The organism is Nostoc sp. (assembly GCF_036916735.1).
Classification (GTDB): domain Bacteria; phylum Cyanobacteriota; class Cyanobacteriia; order Cyanobacteriales; family Nostocaceae; genus Nostoc.
This window is the reverse complement of sequence record NZ_JBALFV010000042.1, coordinates 30,922-48,497: the sequence shown is the minus strand read 5'-3', so window position 1 is coordinate 48,497 and position 17,576 is coordinate 30,922. Positions and strand designations below refer to the sequence as shown.

13 protein-coding genes and 1 pseudogene are annotated in these 17,576 nt (G+C 39.8%); all 14 read right to left on the bottom strand.

Annotation, left to right across the window (positions count from 1 at the left end):
- Position 1 precedes the first annotated feature (1 nt).
- The 14 genes and pseudogenes from ftsY to hpsA all read right to left on the bottom strand — a co-directional run bounded on the left by ftsY (position 2) and on the right by hpsA (position 17,554).
- The gene (gene ftsY / locus V7L20_RS10845; protein WP_334744079.1) at positions 2 to 1,663 is read right to left on the bottom strand and encodes a signal recognition particle-docking protein FtsY; all 1,662 of its coding nucleotides are present in this window, start codon (positions 1,661 to 1,663) and stop codon (positions 2 to 4) included.
- Between the two features lie 167 nt (positions 1,664 to 1,830).
- Positions 1,831 to 2,472 (bottom strand): transcription antitermination factor NusB, encoded by a 642-nt coding sequence (gene nusB, locus V7L20_RS10840; RefSeq protein ID WP_334744078.1) that lies wholly within the window; start codon positions 2,470 to 2,472, stop codon positions 1,831 to 1,833.
- 209 nt (positions 2,473 to 2,681) lie between these two features.
- Positions 2,682 to 3,443 carry a DUF502 domain-containing protein gene (locus V7L20_RS10835; protein WP_334744126.1) on the bottom strand — a complete coding sequence of 254 codons (762 nt, stop codon included), beginning with the start codon at positions 3,441 to 3,443 and terminating at the stop codon, positions 2,682 to 2,684.
- A 500-nt stretch (positions 3,444 to 3,943) separates the two neighbouring features.
- The gene (locus tag V7L20_RS10830; RefSeq protein WP_334744077.1) at positions 3,944 to 4,852 is read right to left on the bottom strand and encodes a glycosyltransferase family 2 protein; all 909 of its coding nucleotides are present in this window, start codon (positions 4,850 to 4,852) and stop codon (positions 3,944 to 3,946) included.
- A gap of 114 nt (positions 4,853 to 4,966) precedes the next feature.
- Entirely contained in the window at positions 4,967 to 5,809 is an 843-nt protein-coding gene (hpsJ-B, locus tag V7L20_RS10825; RefSeq protein WP_334744076.1) for a hormogonium polysaccharide biosynthesis protein HpsJ, read from the bottom strand.
- A 350-nt stretch (positions 5,810 to 6,159) separates the two neighbouring features.
- Positions 6,160 to 6,278 (bottom strand): annotated as a pseudogene (locus V7L20_RS32590) (TIGR04282 family arsenosugar biosynthesis glycosyltransferase); the annotation flags it as partial.
- A gap of 33 nt (positions 6,279 to 6,311) precedes the next feature.
- Positions 6,312 to 6,878, bottom strand: a complete 567-nt coding sequence (locus V7L20_RS10820) for a pilus assembly FimT family protein (protein WP_334744075.1) — start codon at positions 6,876 to 6,878, stop codon at positions 6,312 to 6,314.
- Complete coding sequence (locus tag V7L20_RS10815; protein WP_334744074.1) at positions 6,844 to 7,920, bottom strand: glycosyltransferase; 1,077 nt, start codon at positions 7,918 to 7,920, stop codon at positions 6,844 to 6,846. The genes V7L20_RS10820 and V7L20_RS10815 overlap by 35 nt, the downstream gene beginning before the upstream one ends.
- Positions 7,921 to 7,925: 5 nt before the next feature.
- On the bottom strand, positions 7,926 to 8,918 hold the full coding sequence (hpsE, locus tag V7L20_RS10810) for a hormogonium polysaccharide biosynthesis glycosyltransferase HpsE (protein WP_334744073.1): 993 nt from the start codon (positions 8,916 to 8,918) through the stop codon (positions 7,926 to 7,928).
- Between the two features lie 25 nt (positions 8,919 to 8,943).
- Complete coding sequence (hpsE, locus tag V7L20_RS10805; protein ID WP_334744072.1) at positions 8,944 to 9,903, bottom strand: hormogonium polysaccharide biosynthesis glycosyltransferase HpsE; 960 nt, start codon at positions 9,901 to 9,903, stop codon at positions 8,944 to 8,946.
- A 185-nt stretch (positions 9,904 to 10,088) separates the two neighbouring features.
- Positions 10,089 to 10,775, bottom strand: coding sequence for a pilus assembly FimT family protein (locus V7L20_RS10800; RefSeq protein ID WP_334744071.1), 687 nt, complete (start codon positions 10,773 to 10,775; stop codon positions 10,089 to 10,091).
- A gap of 36 nt (positions 10,776 to 10,811) precedes the next feature.
- Positions 10,812 to 11,813: a hormogonium polysaccharide secretion pseudopilin HpsC gene (hpsC, locus tag V7L20_RS10795; RefSeq protein WP_334744070.1), complete on the bottom strand. Its 1,002-nt coding sequence runs from the start codon at positions 11,811 to 11,813 to the stop codon at positions 10,812 to 10,814.
- A gap of 353 nt (positions 11,814 to 12,166) precedes the next feature.
- Complete coding sequence (gene hpsB, locus V7L20_RS10790; RefSeq protein ID WP_334744069.1) at positions 12,167 to 12,874, bottom strand: hormogonium polysaccharide secretion pseudopilin HpsB; 708 nt, start codon at positions 12,872 to 12,874, stop codon at positions 12,167 to 12,169.
- A 30-nt stretch (positions 12,875 to 12,904) separates the two neighbouring features.
- Entirely contained in the window at positions 12,905 to 17,554 is a 4,650-nt protein-coding gene (gene hpsA, locus V7L20_RS10785; RefSeq protein WP_334744068.1) for a hormogonium polysaccharide biosynthesis protein HpsA, read from the bottom strand.
- Between the last annotated feature and the right edge of the window lie 22 nt (positions 17,555 to 17,576).

The following is a 17,576-nucleotide window of genomic DNA, read 5'->3' as shown; positions in this document are numbered from 1 at the left end:
GTTAGCCGCTCAAGAGAGCTTCGACAAACTCATAGCTAGAAAAGGGGCGCAGGTCTTCAATTCCTTCACCAGCACCAATAAAGCGAATGGGCAAACCTAGCTGTTGCACAACGGCAAGGGCAACGCCGCCTTTGGCGGTGCCATCAAGCTTAGTTAAGACAACGCCACTTAATTGGGCAGCTTGAGAGAAAACTTCAGCTTGCCGTAGTCCATTTTGCCCTAAAGTGGCATCTAGAACTAAAAGAGATTCTACTTTGGCATTTGGGGCTTTTTTGTCGATAATTCGCCGGATTTTGCTAAGTTCATCCATTAAATTTTTCTTGTTTTGTAGTCGCCCAGCTGTATCTACCAAAAGTAATTCGGTTTGACGCGCTTGGGCAGCTGCGATCGCATCAAATACAACTGCTGCCGGATCTGTATTCTTTCCCGGATTGGAAATTACTTCCACACCACTTCTACTACCCCAAACCTTCACCTGCTCTACGGCGGCGGCGCGGAAAGTGTCTGCTGCCCCAATCAGGCATTTATAACCAGATTTTTGTCCCAGATGGGCAATTTTACCGATGGTGGTGGTTTTCCCTGCACCATTCACCCCAGTAATTAACCAAATATTCAAGGTTTCTTTTTCTGGGGTAAAGGTAGTTTTTTGGGATGCTTTGCTCGGTGCATCCAGCATATCGCGGAGGATTTTTTTCAGGTAAGCGATCGCTTCTTCAGGTGCAGTAACTTCTTCTCGAAGTTTTGTTTGTAGGGCATTGATAATAAAGTCTGTCGCTTCTACCCCTACATCAGCTTGCAGGAGCAATGCCTCAATTTCTGTCACAGCAGCTTGGTTTAGCGGTCCTTGACCAACGAGCGCCTTCAGTTGGTTAAGAATGCTACGACGAGTTTTATCTAACCCTTGGCGGAGCTTTTTCAGCCAGGTAATTTCCTCAATAGAAACGTCTTCTGGACTTCTACCTTGAGCTGCTAAAACTTTCACCGACCAGACAAACCCATCATCAAATACCAGTCCGGGAATTTCTTCTCCTGTCTCTGAAGTTGCAGCTACTGGCTGTACTACATCTGGTTCTGGAACTTCAATGGCGGTGGCCATTAGTTGTTCTAACTTGGCTTGCCGTTCTGCCGCCGCCCGTTCTAAGAAAGATAGTGCTGTTGGCTGTGTAGCTTCTGGTATAGCTGCTGATTCGGTGGGCGTTGGTTCAGTTTCACTTGCCGTAAGTTCTGGGCTGGAGACATCTTGATCAGCAATTGCTACTACTGAGGAATCTTCTGTAATTTCTTCTTTAGTAGCAGCTTGAATAACTTCTGGCTGTGCTGTTTCTGCAGTTGTACTAATAGGTTCCTCAATTGCTTCTGGTTCGTTAATTTCCGCAATTGCCGTTTCTGAGGGTTCAGGTTGTGCTGGTATTGCTGAGGCATCTGCTGAATCAGGCGGAGTTTCTACTACCTCGACTTGTTGTTTTTGCTGAATATTTTTGTAAGCAGCTTTAGCAAACGCTAACAAGTCTGTGGTTGTGTCTGGAGTCGTTTTAGCAGTTGGTGTTAACGTTTTGGCTGACTCTGGCTGGGGTTCTTGTGCAACAGGAGTTTGTTCCTGCTTATTATCAGAGGGAGTGTCAGAGGATTCGTTATATTTACGACGGAACCAATTAAAAACCATTGCAGCAATATTGGTTATATGAGTTATAAGTTATAAGTTATGAGTTTAATTTAACTTGGGGCATTGGGCACTTGTACTGAGCGAAGCATTGGGCATTAATTATTAATTCTTGTGCCTGACTCCCTAGATGCCTCATCCTCTTCACTTTGGCAAGTAATTATAAAAGGCTATGCTGTCTTTTTCTGCTCAATGACTCGGCGCAAAACACCGTTAATAAACCGATGACCATCGTCTCCACTGTAGCGTTTGGCTAGCTCCACAGCTTCGTTGATGGCAATACTGTCTGGAACTCCTAAGAACTTCATTTCAGCAACAGCAATTTGTAAGATATCGTGGTCAATTTGGGCGAGGCGAGTTACTTGCCAATCTACTAAGGCAGTAGAGAGCAGGTCATCTATAATTTTTCGATTTTCGTTGACGGTAATCACAAGCTCTTTAGCGTAATTACGAACTCCCTTGTCCTGATTAGCTAACTGAATCAATACTGGGAAATCAACTGCCGTACCTAACTGATTAATTGCTGTCTGGGTACAAGTGATCGCTTCTTGCAGCATTGTCCTGGCAGTATTCAGGTCGGAGGCCCGAGTTTGGCTACTTAAGAGGCGATCATTACTGCGTTGCAGTTCACCTGCGGCATTATCGAGGGTATCTTGCACTTCTGAGGTCAGAGTGCGTACTGCTCCTAGCACCAACTTGGATACTAGTTGATCGTCTTCCAATTTCTCTAATTTCTTTGGGTTGACTGGCAATTGGCTAAGGCTTAAAAGCGCCAATTCACGAGCAATTTGCTGGGGTTTACGAGGTTGCATAAAACTCAGAGGTGATTAGGCGAGAACTGATTAAATAGACTGGACAAACCTCTTATTATATCAATTTTTGCATAGTCAAACAACATCACGCTATGAAGGTACTGGATACTGAGTACTAGGAAAAAAATTCTTTTAAGACTTGCTTAGAGTATTATGAATCCACATACTAATCTTCCCCAGTACCCACTTCCTAGTCCCCAGTCCCCAATTTAACTTTCTTCAACAGGAATAACCTGCTGCTTGATTTCGTTGTGTTTCACTAGTGTGGACTCTTTGGGGAAAACCAAGGGCGTATTGGGGGCGACAATACCACCTGATACAACTATTTTAAAGGCGTCTTCAATCGACATGGAGAGGTTTACCACCTCATCTTCAGGAACTACTGCGTACCATCCGGTAGTCGGATTGGGGGTAGTGGGTATAAAAACACTTAGCACGGGACGAGACATCTGGGCTTGGATATCAGTGCTGATTGCACCAGTAACAAAGGCGATCGCCCAAATTCCTCGACGAGGATACTCTACCAAAATTACCCGGCGAAACTTGCCATTAGAATCTTTTAATATTGTTTCTAAAAGCTGTTTTAGAGTTTTATATACCTGTCCTGCTAAAGGAATTGCCTGTAATAATCGCTCACCAAAATCTAACAACCATCTGCCAGCAATATTGCGAGCCATCAAGCCCATTAGTAAAATACTTAGTAGTGGTACAGCCAATCCTACTAATAAATTCAGTAAATTTACTAAAATTGGGTTTAACCCGTCAAAGGGATTCAGTTGTTTGGGAATTTGGGTGAGGAAGTTGATTACCCAAGTAGCAATGGTAATCGTTAGCCAGATAGTAGTTGCTAGGGGAATTACTACCAACAAACCAGCGATCAGGTCATTTTTTAAGTCCTGTTTTAGGCGATCGATTACCAAGCCCCGATTCTCCTGTTTTAAGCTAGAGGAACTTTTGTTATTGGTATTCATACCAGCAGATTCGTCAAATTCCGAAGACTTTAACTTTAGGCAGTTTCTACCGCAAGTAACTGTCCAAAACGCTAACAGCTTGGCTGCTGACGCAAAAACACCTACTTGTTGCTGGAAATCAGCTATTTTCCTACAAGCATACACATAGACATTAACCAATTCGATGCCGACTGGTTATTTTCAAAGGATGTTACTTTTCTTTGTAAGACTTGTAAATGATTGTTGCAAGTCCTTATGTATTACTAATCTACCGCGCTCAATCAAAAGCTGCTCATAATTGTGAAAGTACGAGCGTTAAACAAAGGAATTATTCGATTTGGTGTTGAGCAGGAAAGCGCTTTTATGAAAATGTTTTGGTAAAAATATTAATTTATTATTATATAAGTTTTTGTTTATATATTAACATGCTGTAAGTAGGACAGATGTGCTAACCTGCTTCTGAAATTTTGAATATTGCAATCACGTACCCGTCTATCGTAAGTGATCGCAATATTCAAATTTTACGCCACATCAGGCTGTGTTGTTTCAGAATCCGTGCACTGTAACTGTTGTATACTCTCCTGTGCTTGAATTGCTGTTGCGTCTAAATTAGGTTTTGGTAGATACTTCATTTCCCAGACTTTGAGCAAAATCAAATATTCGTAGAATGCCTGCAATGTACACCAAGCAATTCCCGCATGTCCATCTAAACAACCGCCTAAAATAAAATACATATATATAAAGCGTAGCAACGGTCTGGCGGGTAAACGCAAAGACAAATCTTTCAAGGCGCGACGTTTTTCGACTTCCGATTTGCCAAAGAATAAATCTTGCCAGTTGACCTTTCCCTGTTCTAGTTGATATAGCGTTTCTTGAGCTTCGTCTGTAGAATAACGATTATGCTTGTCAATCCAGCGACTCAAGCCTTTGCTGCAAGTGTAATGTGGATATGTCTCTTTTAGAAAGCTAGTTGCACCCTGACAAACTTCCCGTTCAGTATGACCGTAGTCTGTAAACCAGACTTTACCGTGGCAAAAGAGGCGCATTTGGTAACGGGGATACTGTGTACTGTAGCGAATCCAATGATTCATGAACATCACACGTTCAGCCACGTAGTAACCAATGTAGTCAGGACTTTGACTTGCCTTTTCGCATTCCGCGAACAGTTCTGGTGTCATGCGCTCGTCAGCTTCGAGAATGTAAACCCATTCGTGCTTCGGAGGGATAGACTCTAACATCCAGGTGCGTTGGCGACCGTGGCTTTCAAAAGCGTGTTGAATGACGCGGATGGGATAACGATTAGCGATTTCCACAGTGCGATCGCTACTGCATGAATCCACAACAATGATGTCATCCGATAGCATCGCCGATTCAATAGAAGCAGCAATATCTAACTCTTCGTTATATGTCAATATGTAAATTGAGAACATTACCCAAGTTTTATAGCGATTTTACTGAGTGATAATTGCCTTTTTATTGTTATTAGATATTAGGCGTATGGCAGTATCAGCCGTCAAACCTCCTACTGCCATACAGATAATGGATTAGCGTGCGGTAGCTCTAGGTTTCCCACCTTGTATAGCACCGCTACCTTTTAAGCCTGTCCAGCCTATGATAATGTAACCAATAGACAACAGCAAACTGCTAATCCCAATCCGTAGTCCAGACTTCCAAGCAGTATCTTTAGCTTGTTTTTCTGCTTCGTCTCTGCGCTGGCGAACTTGGCTAAGTTGTTGAGTTCGCAGTGTCTGAATATCTGTTTGTTGTTCAATAGCTTTATCAAGTACTTGGGGATCTGTTTTAGCCTTTTTCAGCAACTCTTTGATATTTGCGGGAATTTGAGAGCTTTCAAGCGCTTGCTTATATTTTTGATCATCTTTGAGGATTTCACTAAACTGAGCTTTGGTTTGCGTTCGCAGTTGATCTAGTTGAGCTTTTCCTTGCTCAGTATTCAGTTGTGCTTGCAATTGCGAGAACCGATTGTTCAATTGAATTTCTGCCTGATCTGCTTCTTGAGCGATGCGGTTAAGTGTTTGAGTCTTAGCTTGATTGACGTTATTAAGGTGCAGGGGAAAAATCAGCAAGAACATCAACCCTAAAATACTTGAGAGGATCACGGCGGGAAATCTTAAATCGATACCTTGGGGGCGATCGCTTGCTGCATCAGCAATATCAATCCAATAAGCAGCAAACAGCAGCCCCAAACCGATTAGAGGCACAATTCCCCGATCAACTAACGCTGTTGCCAAGTTAATTTGCCATACTCGATCAGTCGGTTGAAAGGGTAACAACAGAATCAAAAAGTCAATGAAAAAGGACAAAATGCAAATTATTCCAACTACCTTAAGTGTGAGGGCAGTACTCACGGAAGTAAAACGGTTGACCATAGTTTTTTGAACTGGCGGTGAATACGAGTGATTTTCATATTTCAAGCTACTTGAATATTGTGCCTATGACCGTGACTATTGTATAGAAATACAAAGCAGATTCAATATTGGTAAAGGCTATCTGCCTCTTGGTTTTCAACTAGGCCAGAGTAACATTTGTTATGTACAGTGTCTTCAGGAAATTATTGGTATTTTAAAATACTAATATAATGCGGGGATGTAAGAAAAGATTCATTAATTAACGGATTTACCTTATTACAGTTCTCAATCGGTCGTAATATAGACATATTGTAGGAACGTACATGCAATTCTAGAACTTGAAATATTATATGTTCACTCATTTCCCGTTAAAGATTGGCAGCACCAACAGTTCCCAAAGTAGCTATTAGTCTGGTTTTAGTCTTCCTGGTTCTGGATAGGGGGTGAAAATTATCAGGTGCTGTTTTGAGATTGCTGGTAAGTTCAGCACACAATACCTTATTTTGAATAAACTAAAAATATCTTAATAGCAATACTTACCATTTTCGGCTGCGGTATGGTCTTTTTCCATTCGCATTGCTCCTAAAATCGTAGAAACAACAACACAGCGTTTAACTTTACCACCATACTTGCTTGATAGTGTTATCCGTCCTAGTGGCGGTTGTCTGACATTACCTTTGTAATCAAATTGGATTTGTCTGATGCCATTTGACTCTGATAGGGTTGTTTCTGCATCTAAGCGCACATTGGAATTGAGATTATTCCAGTTAGCGTTAGATGGGTTGACTGTAGCAGGATGAACCGCCCATTGAAGAATACTGTTTTGTTCGCGAAAACTGGCTTGCCAAGTCAATTTTTCCTTACTAGCTTGGCTTTGGGCTTGGCGCATAGCATAATAAACCTCATTTTGGGCAGTGTTGAGGTGGCGAGTCTGCACAAAACTTAGCCAGTTAGGTATTGCCAGCGTGGCTAATATACCAATTAATAAAACAACTACTAAAGTTTCTAGTAAGGTAAAACCACTACTGGAGTCCTTATTCAAGAGATTTTTTGAATTAACTAGAGACAGTAACTGCACCCTGATATCCATTTGTGTCTTCTGATCGCTTTTCAACTACCCAACCGTTGAGCAATGTTTCAACTTCTTGCTTTCTTACTTCGCGCTGCTTAGTAATATTGTCTAGCAAGGCAGGCACTATAAGGATTATGAAAATTTTCAATGAAAGTTTTAAGGTGAAATTTATATTTTGAAGTCTTGAAGGGTCATAAAGAAAATACTTCCACAAAAATATAGCGGCAGCTAGACCTTTTTTTTTATTAAACGGCTTTTGTAACGCTTTACAGGTCAAGTATTTGTATAAATTTGCTAGGCTTATATTCCAATTATGCTTTAGTGTCAAACGCGCAGGAGCATCTCGTAGAAAGGATCTTTCCTTGTACGCTCTCTTAAGCACTTGCAAGCAGGATTTTTCCTGTCTGACAAGATTGGAAGAAACTGAATTACCACTTATGCGATATAAGATTTGTACAGATGGTACACATATAAAATCAAACTTAGAAGCTAATCGCAGCCACATATCCCAATCCTGAGCCGCACTTAAAGATTCATCAAAGCTACCTAATTTAATTAAAGATTTTCTACAAATTAAAGGATTAGAACCATTTTCTAGAAAGTTATTTAATAACAAATTTTCATAAACATTTCCATTTAGATTAATGCGCTTACCTGAAAGTATAAATTCACCATTTTCGTCAATATAATCAGTCCAACTATAAGCAACTTTTGCAGTAATGTTTTCTTGCAGAGCCTTTAATTGAGAATGAAGTTTATCAGGTGTCCAAAGATCGTCTGCATCTAAAAAACTAACAAATTTTCCAACTGCACGGTGTAGCCCTCGGTTACGGCTGACGTTTCCACCAGCATTGGCATAGGAAAATACTTTTATTCGTGAGTCTTGAATTTGTGTAACAATTTTTAAAGTTGAGTCTTGTGAACCATCATTAATTACAATTAATTCTAAATTAGTAAAAGTTTGATTTAAAACAGATTGAATTGTTTGTTTAATAGTCTTATCACTATTATAAGCAGGAATGATTACAGAAATTATTGGTAAAGTTTTGCTAAGTTTCATCTTTTTTATAGGGTTAATTTATTTTTTAACACTTTGCCGAAATTAAATTTTAAATAGTAAAAAGGACTCATCATACTAGCCAAGTAAAACTCCATCTCAAAGAGTGCAATTAGATTAGTGTTCAATTGCCCTCTATACTTAATTAGGTGCTGGAATGCTCGGCGCAAATTCCCTAAAATAGTTTTTACAAACACTATTGGTTTTTGCCAATTTTTAGTATTAATTATGCGTAACTCATAAATAGACAAACCACAACCACGAGCCAGATTTATTAAGTAATCTTTTTCTAGTCGCCAAGACGGTATTTGGTGATAAGTATGCATTGTAGGGTTATACCAAATTTGCCAACCTGCTTTGCGTAAATATAACAGTGGTTCCAAATCTTCACCACCTATCATCGACTTTCCCACTCTGCCCTTAAAAATTAGTACTTTAGGAACGCTCTCATTCCATGCTTTTTTTCTGACAACAAGCGCTGCTCCAGGAGGAAGCCTTAAATTATCTGCATCAAACAAATGTGGATTTGAGCCATGTTCTCTGATAGCTAAAAAAGCTTGAATTCTTTCAAAATTTTCTGGCGGATTTATTTCAAAATCACCATGAATTTGTCCACTCCAAGCACCTGCTTGAGGATGCTCTAATGCAAATTTATATGCTTCTGATAACCAATCAGGTGCAGGTAAGTTATCATCATCTAAAAATGCGATTAGCTGCCCTCTTGCTTCACGTACTGCCCGCAGTCGGGCAAAAGCTGCTCCCTGTTCGGTTTCTAAAAAATATCTTAAATTATAGTTTTCCTCAGATATGTTTTGATAATTATGGATGATTTCAGATGTGTTATCATAACTATTGTTATCTACAATAATAATTTCCCAGCTAAGTTGTTCTACTCCTGTCTGGCTTAAGAGTTTATTTAAAATCTTAGGTAAGCGAGTTGCTCCATTATATGTAGGAATGGCTACGCTAATATCTAAATTTTCAGATGTTAATTCAGTCATACATAATACCTAATATTTTAATAACTTATTTTTTAAAATATCCATTTTTCCAAAGATAAAAAGGGCTAACAAAACTACTTAAAAAAAGTTCCATTTCGCAAGCAACTACCAAATCTTGCTTGAGCTTAGTTCGATATTTGAGTAAATGTAAAATGATTTTACGTAGGTCATTTATCATATAAGTTAAAAGAGCAAATGGTCTATACGCATATTTAATACTTACCATTCTAGTTACATAACGGCTAAGTCCAATACCTCGAAAAAATGGAATTAAATAATCTTTTTGTAAACGGAATTTTGGTATTTTATGAGAAATTTCCATTTCTGGATTATACCAAATTTCCCATCCTGATTTTTGGATGTGAGACAACATTTCTAAGTCTTCACTGGTCAGCATATTGCCTTTAGTCCTACCAGTTAAAATAGACTTATCTGGTACACTTTCTAACCAAGCTTGTTTACGGATAACGAGTCCGGCAGATGGAGGTAGTATTTTTTTAGGTGCTTCATATAATAGGGGTAAATTACCTCGCTCTGTAATTGCCAAGAATGGAGCAATTCGATGAAAGTTTTCTGGTGGTTCTACTTCCCAGTCAGGATGAATTTGGCTGCCATAAGCTCCCGCCTTGGGATACTTTTCACCGAAAGCATAAGCTGCGGATACCCAATTTGATACTGGGTAGTTGTCATCATCTAGAAAACCTATGAATCTACCTTTAGCTTCTGCTACTGCCCTTTTTCGGGCATAAGCTGCTCCCTGCCGCGCTTCAAAGCAATACTTTAAAGGGTAAGGACACTGCCAATTTTTTTGATAGGTTTGAACAACTTTAGCTGTGTTATCAGTGCTGTTGTTGTCTACAACTATAATTTCCCAAGTTAAATTTTCAGTGTGAAGTTGGTTTTCTAGCCGTTCTAGTAGTTCAGGCAAACGACTTTCACCGTTATAAGTTGGGATAGCTACAGTAAAATCAACGTTTTCAGTCATTTGACAAAAGGAATATTTTGATTAGGACGCTCTTATCTGCTCAACCAATGCCTAAATTATCAGTGATTCTTAAATAAATTTATCAAATATAAAAACTGCATCTGATGTTTTAATTTTGCGATCAACGTGCAGTTTTATATACAGTATGATTACGTATTTTTATAAAAAATTACTATAAAAATTACTTAGTCGCAGTTGGGGGAGCCTTTTGCTGTGATCATTGAGCCTAACAGAGTTTTCACAATGACGCATCGCTTTACGCTACTAGCCAATGTAGAATTTGCAGAGCTTGGTACAGCTACCACTATTTTTAACCCAGGTGGCTCTGTACCTGCTAATACTGTTCCAAAGTTTGGAGTTGGTAAAGTTGGTAAAGCCCCCATATAGTCAAAGGTAATTTTTGTTGGTGTACTTGAGGGAGGGTAGGATACAGGAGAATTAGTAGTAGAATTGGCAGCATTTTCACCGCTGAGATTTGCACCTAGCAGTAATTTATTAGAGCTAACGCCTACATCCGCTCCTAAAGGTTTCCATGTAGGGCTTCCAACATTGGTATTATAAACAGCAACCTCTATATTTTGGCTTGTAGTATTTTTCTGAAAGCTAACAGTGTAGCTAAGTTTTTTGTTTTTAGCTTGGCGCTGTCCTTCTTGCAGTGCAGCTAAAACGGCATCGTTAGCCTTATTTACCTTCTGTCTATTTACAAAAGCAACCCAACTAGGAATTGCGATCGCACTTAAAACTCCGATCATCACCACTACTGTAAGCACTTCAATTAAGGTAAAACCAGCATCCTGTTGAGGATAAAGCCGTTTTTTGATGTTTTCATTACATATCCTACTGTGAAATAACTTGAAAGTTAGGTTGCCCATTATGCCTCATCATTAGTTGTGTGTCTATTATCAAATTCATCTAGTAAATAGATATCCACGTCCCTGCACGCGGACACTTGCTGTTGGAAAGTAAGTTTGGTTATTTGAAGAGTAATCAAAATTGCTACTTTGCAAACGAGCTAGTGCATTACCTCTTAAAAACACCTGTGCTGTGGTATTTGGAACATCAATGCAAGCATAAAAGCCCATGAAACTACCTTTGCTAAGTGTTCCAACAGGACAAGTGGGATCTGTTGCAATGGCAGTTTGATCAACAAAATCGATTAATACTACAGGTGTTTGAGTGTAAGCCAATGAGGCTGTTTTCCATGAATTCATTTTATTTGTTATGCCTGCGGCTCCAGGTAGATTCAGATTAAAACGTTGAAAACCTGAATCAGGACAGTGGCTGGTGTCAATATATGTGTCATTCGGATAGTCAGTAGTATTACAATTAGGACTACCACTAACAGCAAGAACTCCATCACTAATTTCAAATCTGGCAATCCGAGCCGCTTTTGACCAAGTGGTGTTATTATCTTTGATTAAGTAGTAGGCAACTAATGAGTAAACAAAAGTATCATCTTTGCTTGTTGTAGTGCTAGAAGGTGTAATTACATTTGGGATAAACTTGCGTTTCCAAAACACTAGAATGGGTTGACAAGTAACAGTAGTATCAGAAGAATCACAAACACCAGCTTTTTTAACAGGTGGTATTTGATTTTTAATTCCTGAGCTTGCTGCGACAGTGTTTGAATTCGTAATCAGTGCAGTTCTATCATATATATAGACAGCTTGTTGTAAATCACGAGCAATGTAATCAACTGCGGACTGAATTTCTTGTTCAGAATTTGCTTTTGCTTGCTCCTTCTGATCTGTACTAAGAATACTAATCATAAATGTCAGCAGTGGTGTAATTACAAGGAATGCTAATAATAAACCTACTAAAAGTTCTATTAGGGTAAAACCATTAACTTGCTGAAGCCGCTTAGAGTGCTTCAGTTGAATGCTGAGAAAAAATCTGAGTAAATTATTCATAAATTAATTCTGCCTTTCAGTGAAAAAAATGCATTTAAATAAATTTAAATTTTATATGCCATATTAATTATTATGCTTATTGAAGAAACAGCAATTTTAACTCCCAATATTTTTATCAAGTTACAGTCACATATTCAATCTTGTAAATAATGCTTTAAAGTATTACTTACAAGTAATAAAGTATTTTAATTCAATTATATGTAGTTAATTAATTACATGAACCTATCCCACTAATAAGATTTGTGCTACAAAACTTAAGCTGATTGAGAACTCAAAACGAAAAATCAAGGTTTTCTAGCACATTTTACGAAAATAAGTAGGGATTTTTATAATAGTGGGATAGGTTAATATAATTAATTACAAGCGTTGTTACTAGTAGTGCTGCTAGTAATAGCAAGACGCTGACACAGAGCATTGAAGGAAGTGTTTTTAGAACCAATTTCAGTGGTCATTTCTACTAGTGGAGATTGACGATCGCCTAAAGTCCCAGTGAAAGTATTTTGTGTTTTTCGGTTACTACTGTCGCTGGCATAGACAGTTTTAGTAAAGTCAATATCTGATCGATAAACTCGAATTCCCAAACGGTAGCCATCCTTTGGTATACCTGTGCTATCAGTTGAGGTGGTGCTTGCTGTAATTTTTACAGCCTGAATGTAAAATATTTTGCTTGTGTTGCTTGTACAGTCTGGGTTACTAATAGTTAGGTTGTTATTTATATCTTTGATTACGCAATATAGCGATGTTGATGTTGATGATGTAGGGGGTGGCATACTTGTAGAGCTTGGATTAAGTAAATTGCCAGCTAATGTTCCAGTGGGTGCAATAGTGGTAGTAGGGGCTGTTACTGCTCCGGTTTTTACCCCGTCAATGAAAGTTCTGGCAGCTTGGGTGGCTTGTTCTACACGTTTTGATTGGACACGGGTTGCTGTGGCAATGACGATGGTAGGTGCGATCGCTGCCAGTAAAATAGTTACTACTAGCATTGCTACCAACGACTCAATGATCGTAAAACCAGACTCATCAGATAGTTGACTTACTTGCTGTTGTTTGTGATTAATCATAGTTACTCACCAATTTCTCAAAATTAAAGATTAACTACAGCTAGGACGTTGATCGGCATCGACGGCATAACTACTGTCTGAGGCTTTTTTGGCACACAACAATGTTTGCACCCATGTATCATCTCGACCAATTTCTCGGAAGTACTCATTGGGTTTGTTATTTGGCGTTATCGCTAACTTTTGCGAAAATGCATCTGGTGATTGTGACAGCAAGGCGACATCATAACCCCACTGACGGATGGGAGGTTGGTAAAAAGGTAATTGACCACCGCTATTACTGGTCGGATATGGTGCGATAGATGAGCCGGAACTTAAGTATGTGAAAAATGGTGCAGTAGCATAGGCACTACGAGTTCTTTGGATAAAAGAGCCGTTAATTATAGCTGCAATAGCTGTGGTGCCAGTTGGGTTCCAATTTTCTAAGAAGCGGACAAAGTTGTGTAAGCCACCATTATCTTCTGTAGGACGAGCTGGGGTATCTGCCCCTGCTGCGGCTAAGTTAAAGGTGGTAGCTGTTGCCCATTGCAGCCAATAAGAACCCTGCTGGTTGTTAGGACCCATTAGATTACTAGATCCTGATGGTGATGCATCTTGATCAGTAGTACTGAAAGCCGTTTCAATTTGTAACACTGGCTGTAAAATTGGTTGGGCTTTTGTACCACTAGCAAATGTTGTTTGTGTAAATATTGGGGGATTATTATTATCACTATTGTTTGATCGAAACCATAGAGCATCAGCTGCGTTATCTGGTTTGCTGCTAGAACTAAAAGTACCCAATGGAAATGAATTTATTTTCCCGCTTTTTATACCTATAATGGTTGGTTTTTGTGTTGGAGTACTATTATCAAGCGTGAGTTGTCCCAATGTACTCGTAGATGTACTACGGAGAAAGGCAACACGGCGAGGATAGCCTAGATATTTAGAATTAGTCGGTAATTTTGCTGTTGTACCTGCTAAATGGGTACTCAGAGAAAAAGTCTGTCCAAGAACATCTGAGGCTCTTTGACCTGCTGGATATGCAGCAACATCACCGGGTAGTGCTACCCACCAATCAGTACCCGGATCGCAAGCTGAAACAGGTAGTTTCGGACATACTTCCATTAAATACTCTGGGGCAGATCTCCTTCGCTGGATAGGTGTAATAAAGTTATTGAGATAAGAACTGTTTTTAGTGGAGAGAGGCAAGTCATTATTAGAACTGTCATACCAGGCAGCATTGATGACATTGGCGTTGTTCGTAGCAAACCCATTGTTCTGAAATACGGTAATAGAATTAGTATCACCCAAGTTATTATTCAGGTCATAGTCTCCATCGCTGCGGTAGCCCAACTTATAATTATCAGACAAAAGTGTAATTGCATCTGATAACACACTGGCAGGTCGCCAGCCGTCCCCAGTGGTACAGTTTGGTAATCTAGGGTCACCAGTACGACAAGCAAAGTTTTGATTAAAGTCTGATGATGTTGCACCGCGAGAGTAAAAATTGCCCCAATCACTAGCTAGAGCTGTATTAAACTCTTGTTGAGTATGTACATTAAAGTCGCCTTTAATATATACAGGTAAATTAGAAGCTAGAATCAAGCCTCTTTCTGCATCTCTGAAAGCCTGAACACGCCAGATTGGGTTGCCATTGATTAACATAATGGCGTTGGGACGACGAGTTGGGTCAAGTTTGAAGTCTACAGGGCTAGTTGTTTTTTGTGCATCTGTGCCATTGCTAGAGCTGGCACTTAAATCCAAAAGTGCATCATCACGAGTAGCGTAAATAATACCGCTATTGGGAATTAAGTATTCTTGCGGTGTTGCTGTGCCATAGCTCTTTGCCCGCAACAGACTAATGTCTAATACAGTGGCGCGAATTTCTAGAGGTTGGCGGGTTTGTTTGGGGAGTTCATAGTCTGGAGCTGAGGAACCAACAGATGGATCTGGTACGTTTGCTACTGTCCCAGTTCTATCTCCATTTACACCATCAGCGTTGGTGAATGTTTCTACACCCAGTGTTGATACATCTTTATGAATTGCCTTAATCTGTCTGGCATCTAAAAAAGTAGTTTCGTAAATTGCGCCGTGAGGGATGACGCTATTAGTTGGAGAGCCGATAGTACCATCTAATATTTGGATAGCACAAATAGCAGCATCAATAGCTGACTGCTCTGAGAGTGTCCGAGAGGAAGCTGCTTTTGGTAGAGCGGTTTTCAGTATTTCATTTACTAACCGCCCATTAGGATACCTTAGACTAGCTTGGTAGTTTAGTAAAGCTGAATAGTCAGAAACACCCTTTGTTGGAGCTGCGTAGACAATGCCATTATGGGAGTTGCCACCCGTAATGCCGCCAGGAAGAGCTACAAGGTTCTTAGCTTTAGTACTATTAGTAGGGTCGTAGAAGCTACTTATACAAGCAATGGGTGTAGGCGTTGCCTGATTGTAATCACTAGCTTGGTAGTGATAAACTGCTGTAGCCCGCATCCGTAAATACGGCGTAAGAGGCGTAACAGGCAGAGGCACAGGAGGCACAGGAGTAATTATTGGTAATACTATATTGCTATTGTGGGTATCTTGGATTGACTTATCAGCATTGATGCCAATAGTGTTAGGCACGGGCATCATATCTGACCAAATTCTATTTGTACCACCAAGAACTATGTTTAAAGCTGTGTTAAAAGCAGTTTGGATACTACTAATATTAAAACCTTCAGGCAAATAAATCCCTGCACCAGTGACTATCCGTAAGCCGCCTACGGGTGCGCCGACAGTAGTTGGTACTGTAGCTGCTGCTGATTCCCAATCTCCATCTCGGACAACAGTTCCTAAATTAGCTAGTTGCTGTATACGACTGCTGCGAGTGCGAGTTGACGTTGGCGTTGACGGGTAATCCCAGTTAATGCCTGAAATATTTTGGGTATCTGTGGTAGTATCTGAACCAACAAATGTTGTTCCGTTCCACCACAATGCAGGTAAGTTATTACCAAGTAAAACGCGATCGCCAACGTATTGTTCTTTACCTAGTTGTTGTTGTGTAGTTGGTTGTGTAGCACCAGGTAGCAGATTAGAACTACTAATGTTAAGTGTTAAATTGGAATAATTAGTTTTAGTTTTACCATCACTAGCTTTAAAGGGATAAACCCAAGTGTCTGGTGGACGAAGTGACTCACCACTTCCTTGTAAAACTGTACTAGTCGTATAATCTGTACTAGTCGTAGGATTTATGATCGCATTTCCACCAAAACCAACTTCACCATAGGGTACACGACGGGTACGTTGTTGAAAGTAAAGTGCTAACTGGTTATTACGGACACTAGCTAGTTGCGCTGTAGTGGCAGTAGATGTTGTTAGATTTAATAGTTGTAATTGGTCTGTAATGCCATCTTGCACTTGCTGTGGATCAGTAGATGCAGCTTTAGCCAACTGTGCTTGCACTAAAAGATTGATGCGCTGTACATAAGCTAGGCTATTGTAGGCAATATTATTCGGTTGGTCAGTGACTGATTTGTTAGGTTGAACACTAGAAGATGTATTAGGAACAACTCCTTGGCCTTGGAATAAATGTACTCCAGTAGAGTTGCCTAAATCAGCAGTACTACTAAAAGCACCCGCTCCTAAATTACCACCTACAATAATTTTGGCATTGTCCTCACTGTAGAAACAGGAATATGGACTACTAACCTGATGAAGTGTGATATTTGAAAAACCGCTACCAGTTAAGAAGTTACTATTGGTTAAGATCCGTCCATTGAGGTTAAATGTAGAACCAGGGGTAAGTTCTATATCATCGTTATAAACCACCGCATTGTTAACTAGCGGTAGTTGTACACGGTCTTGTTGATATTCTAAACTTGAAAAACCTTTATTCCCTTTAAAAGCTTCGTAATTAACTGCATCACTACCAGTAGTTGGTGGGTTAGTAATGGCAACATTAGCAGTGTAGACAAAAAAGCTTTTTTGGAGCTGACTAGCAATACTAACCCAGCCCGTATTCCCCACTAAATTAGCACTTGTTCCCACACTATTTTTACAATCGCTGCTTACACTACCAGAAGTCATGGGCGGAGTTCTTGCCTCTAGAGGATTTCTAGGGCGGCTGTATGTGCCATTAGTTATAGGCGGAGTTCGGAAGTAGATTCCATAAAGAGTATAGGAGTCAAATTTTCCATTGTTATTTGTATCAATGGGGAACATCCATGCAGTTGTCATATCTGCTGGCTGACTTTCTCCTGTTGGTAAAGTTGTATAAGCATAATGTAGTTTTAGTGGAGTTTCGTCTCCAAAAGTATATTCAGGCAAATTAACAGTACTACTTAAGGTATCCTCTAAAACTTTATCTGAAGGTACAGCTCGTGGTAGTCGGCTGTCACTAAATAGCTTGTCTAATTTTGCCCTAGCTCTGTCAAGGGCTGGTGCTGCGGCGTTAAGTACAGCCTGATTAACTCGGACATTACTGGCATTTTTGGAGCGTTCAAAAGACCGAAATAAAATGGCGGCTGTTAATAATACGACTACTATTAATACCATTGATACTGTCGGCAACAAAAAGCCAGCATTCTCTGGTCCGCGTCTTCTTTGAGTGCCAAAAATAGTCCGCAGCAGCCAAATAATTTGCCTGTTAATTGCAGATAAAAACTGCTTGCTAACTTTTATAAAGGTTCTTTTAATTGCCTTGACTAGATGACTTTTTCGAGACATAGCTGCTTTCCTGTCAAGTGGT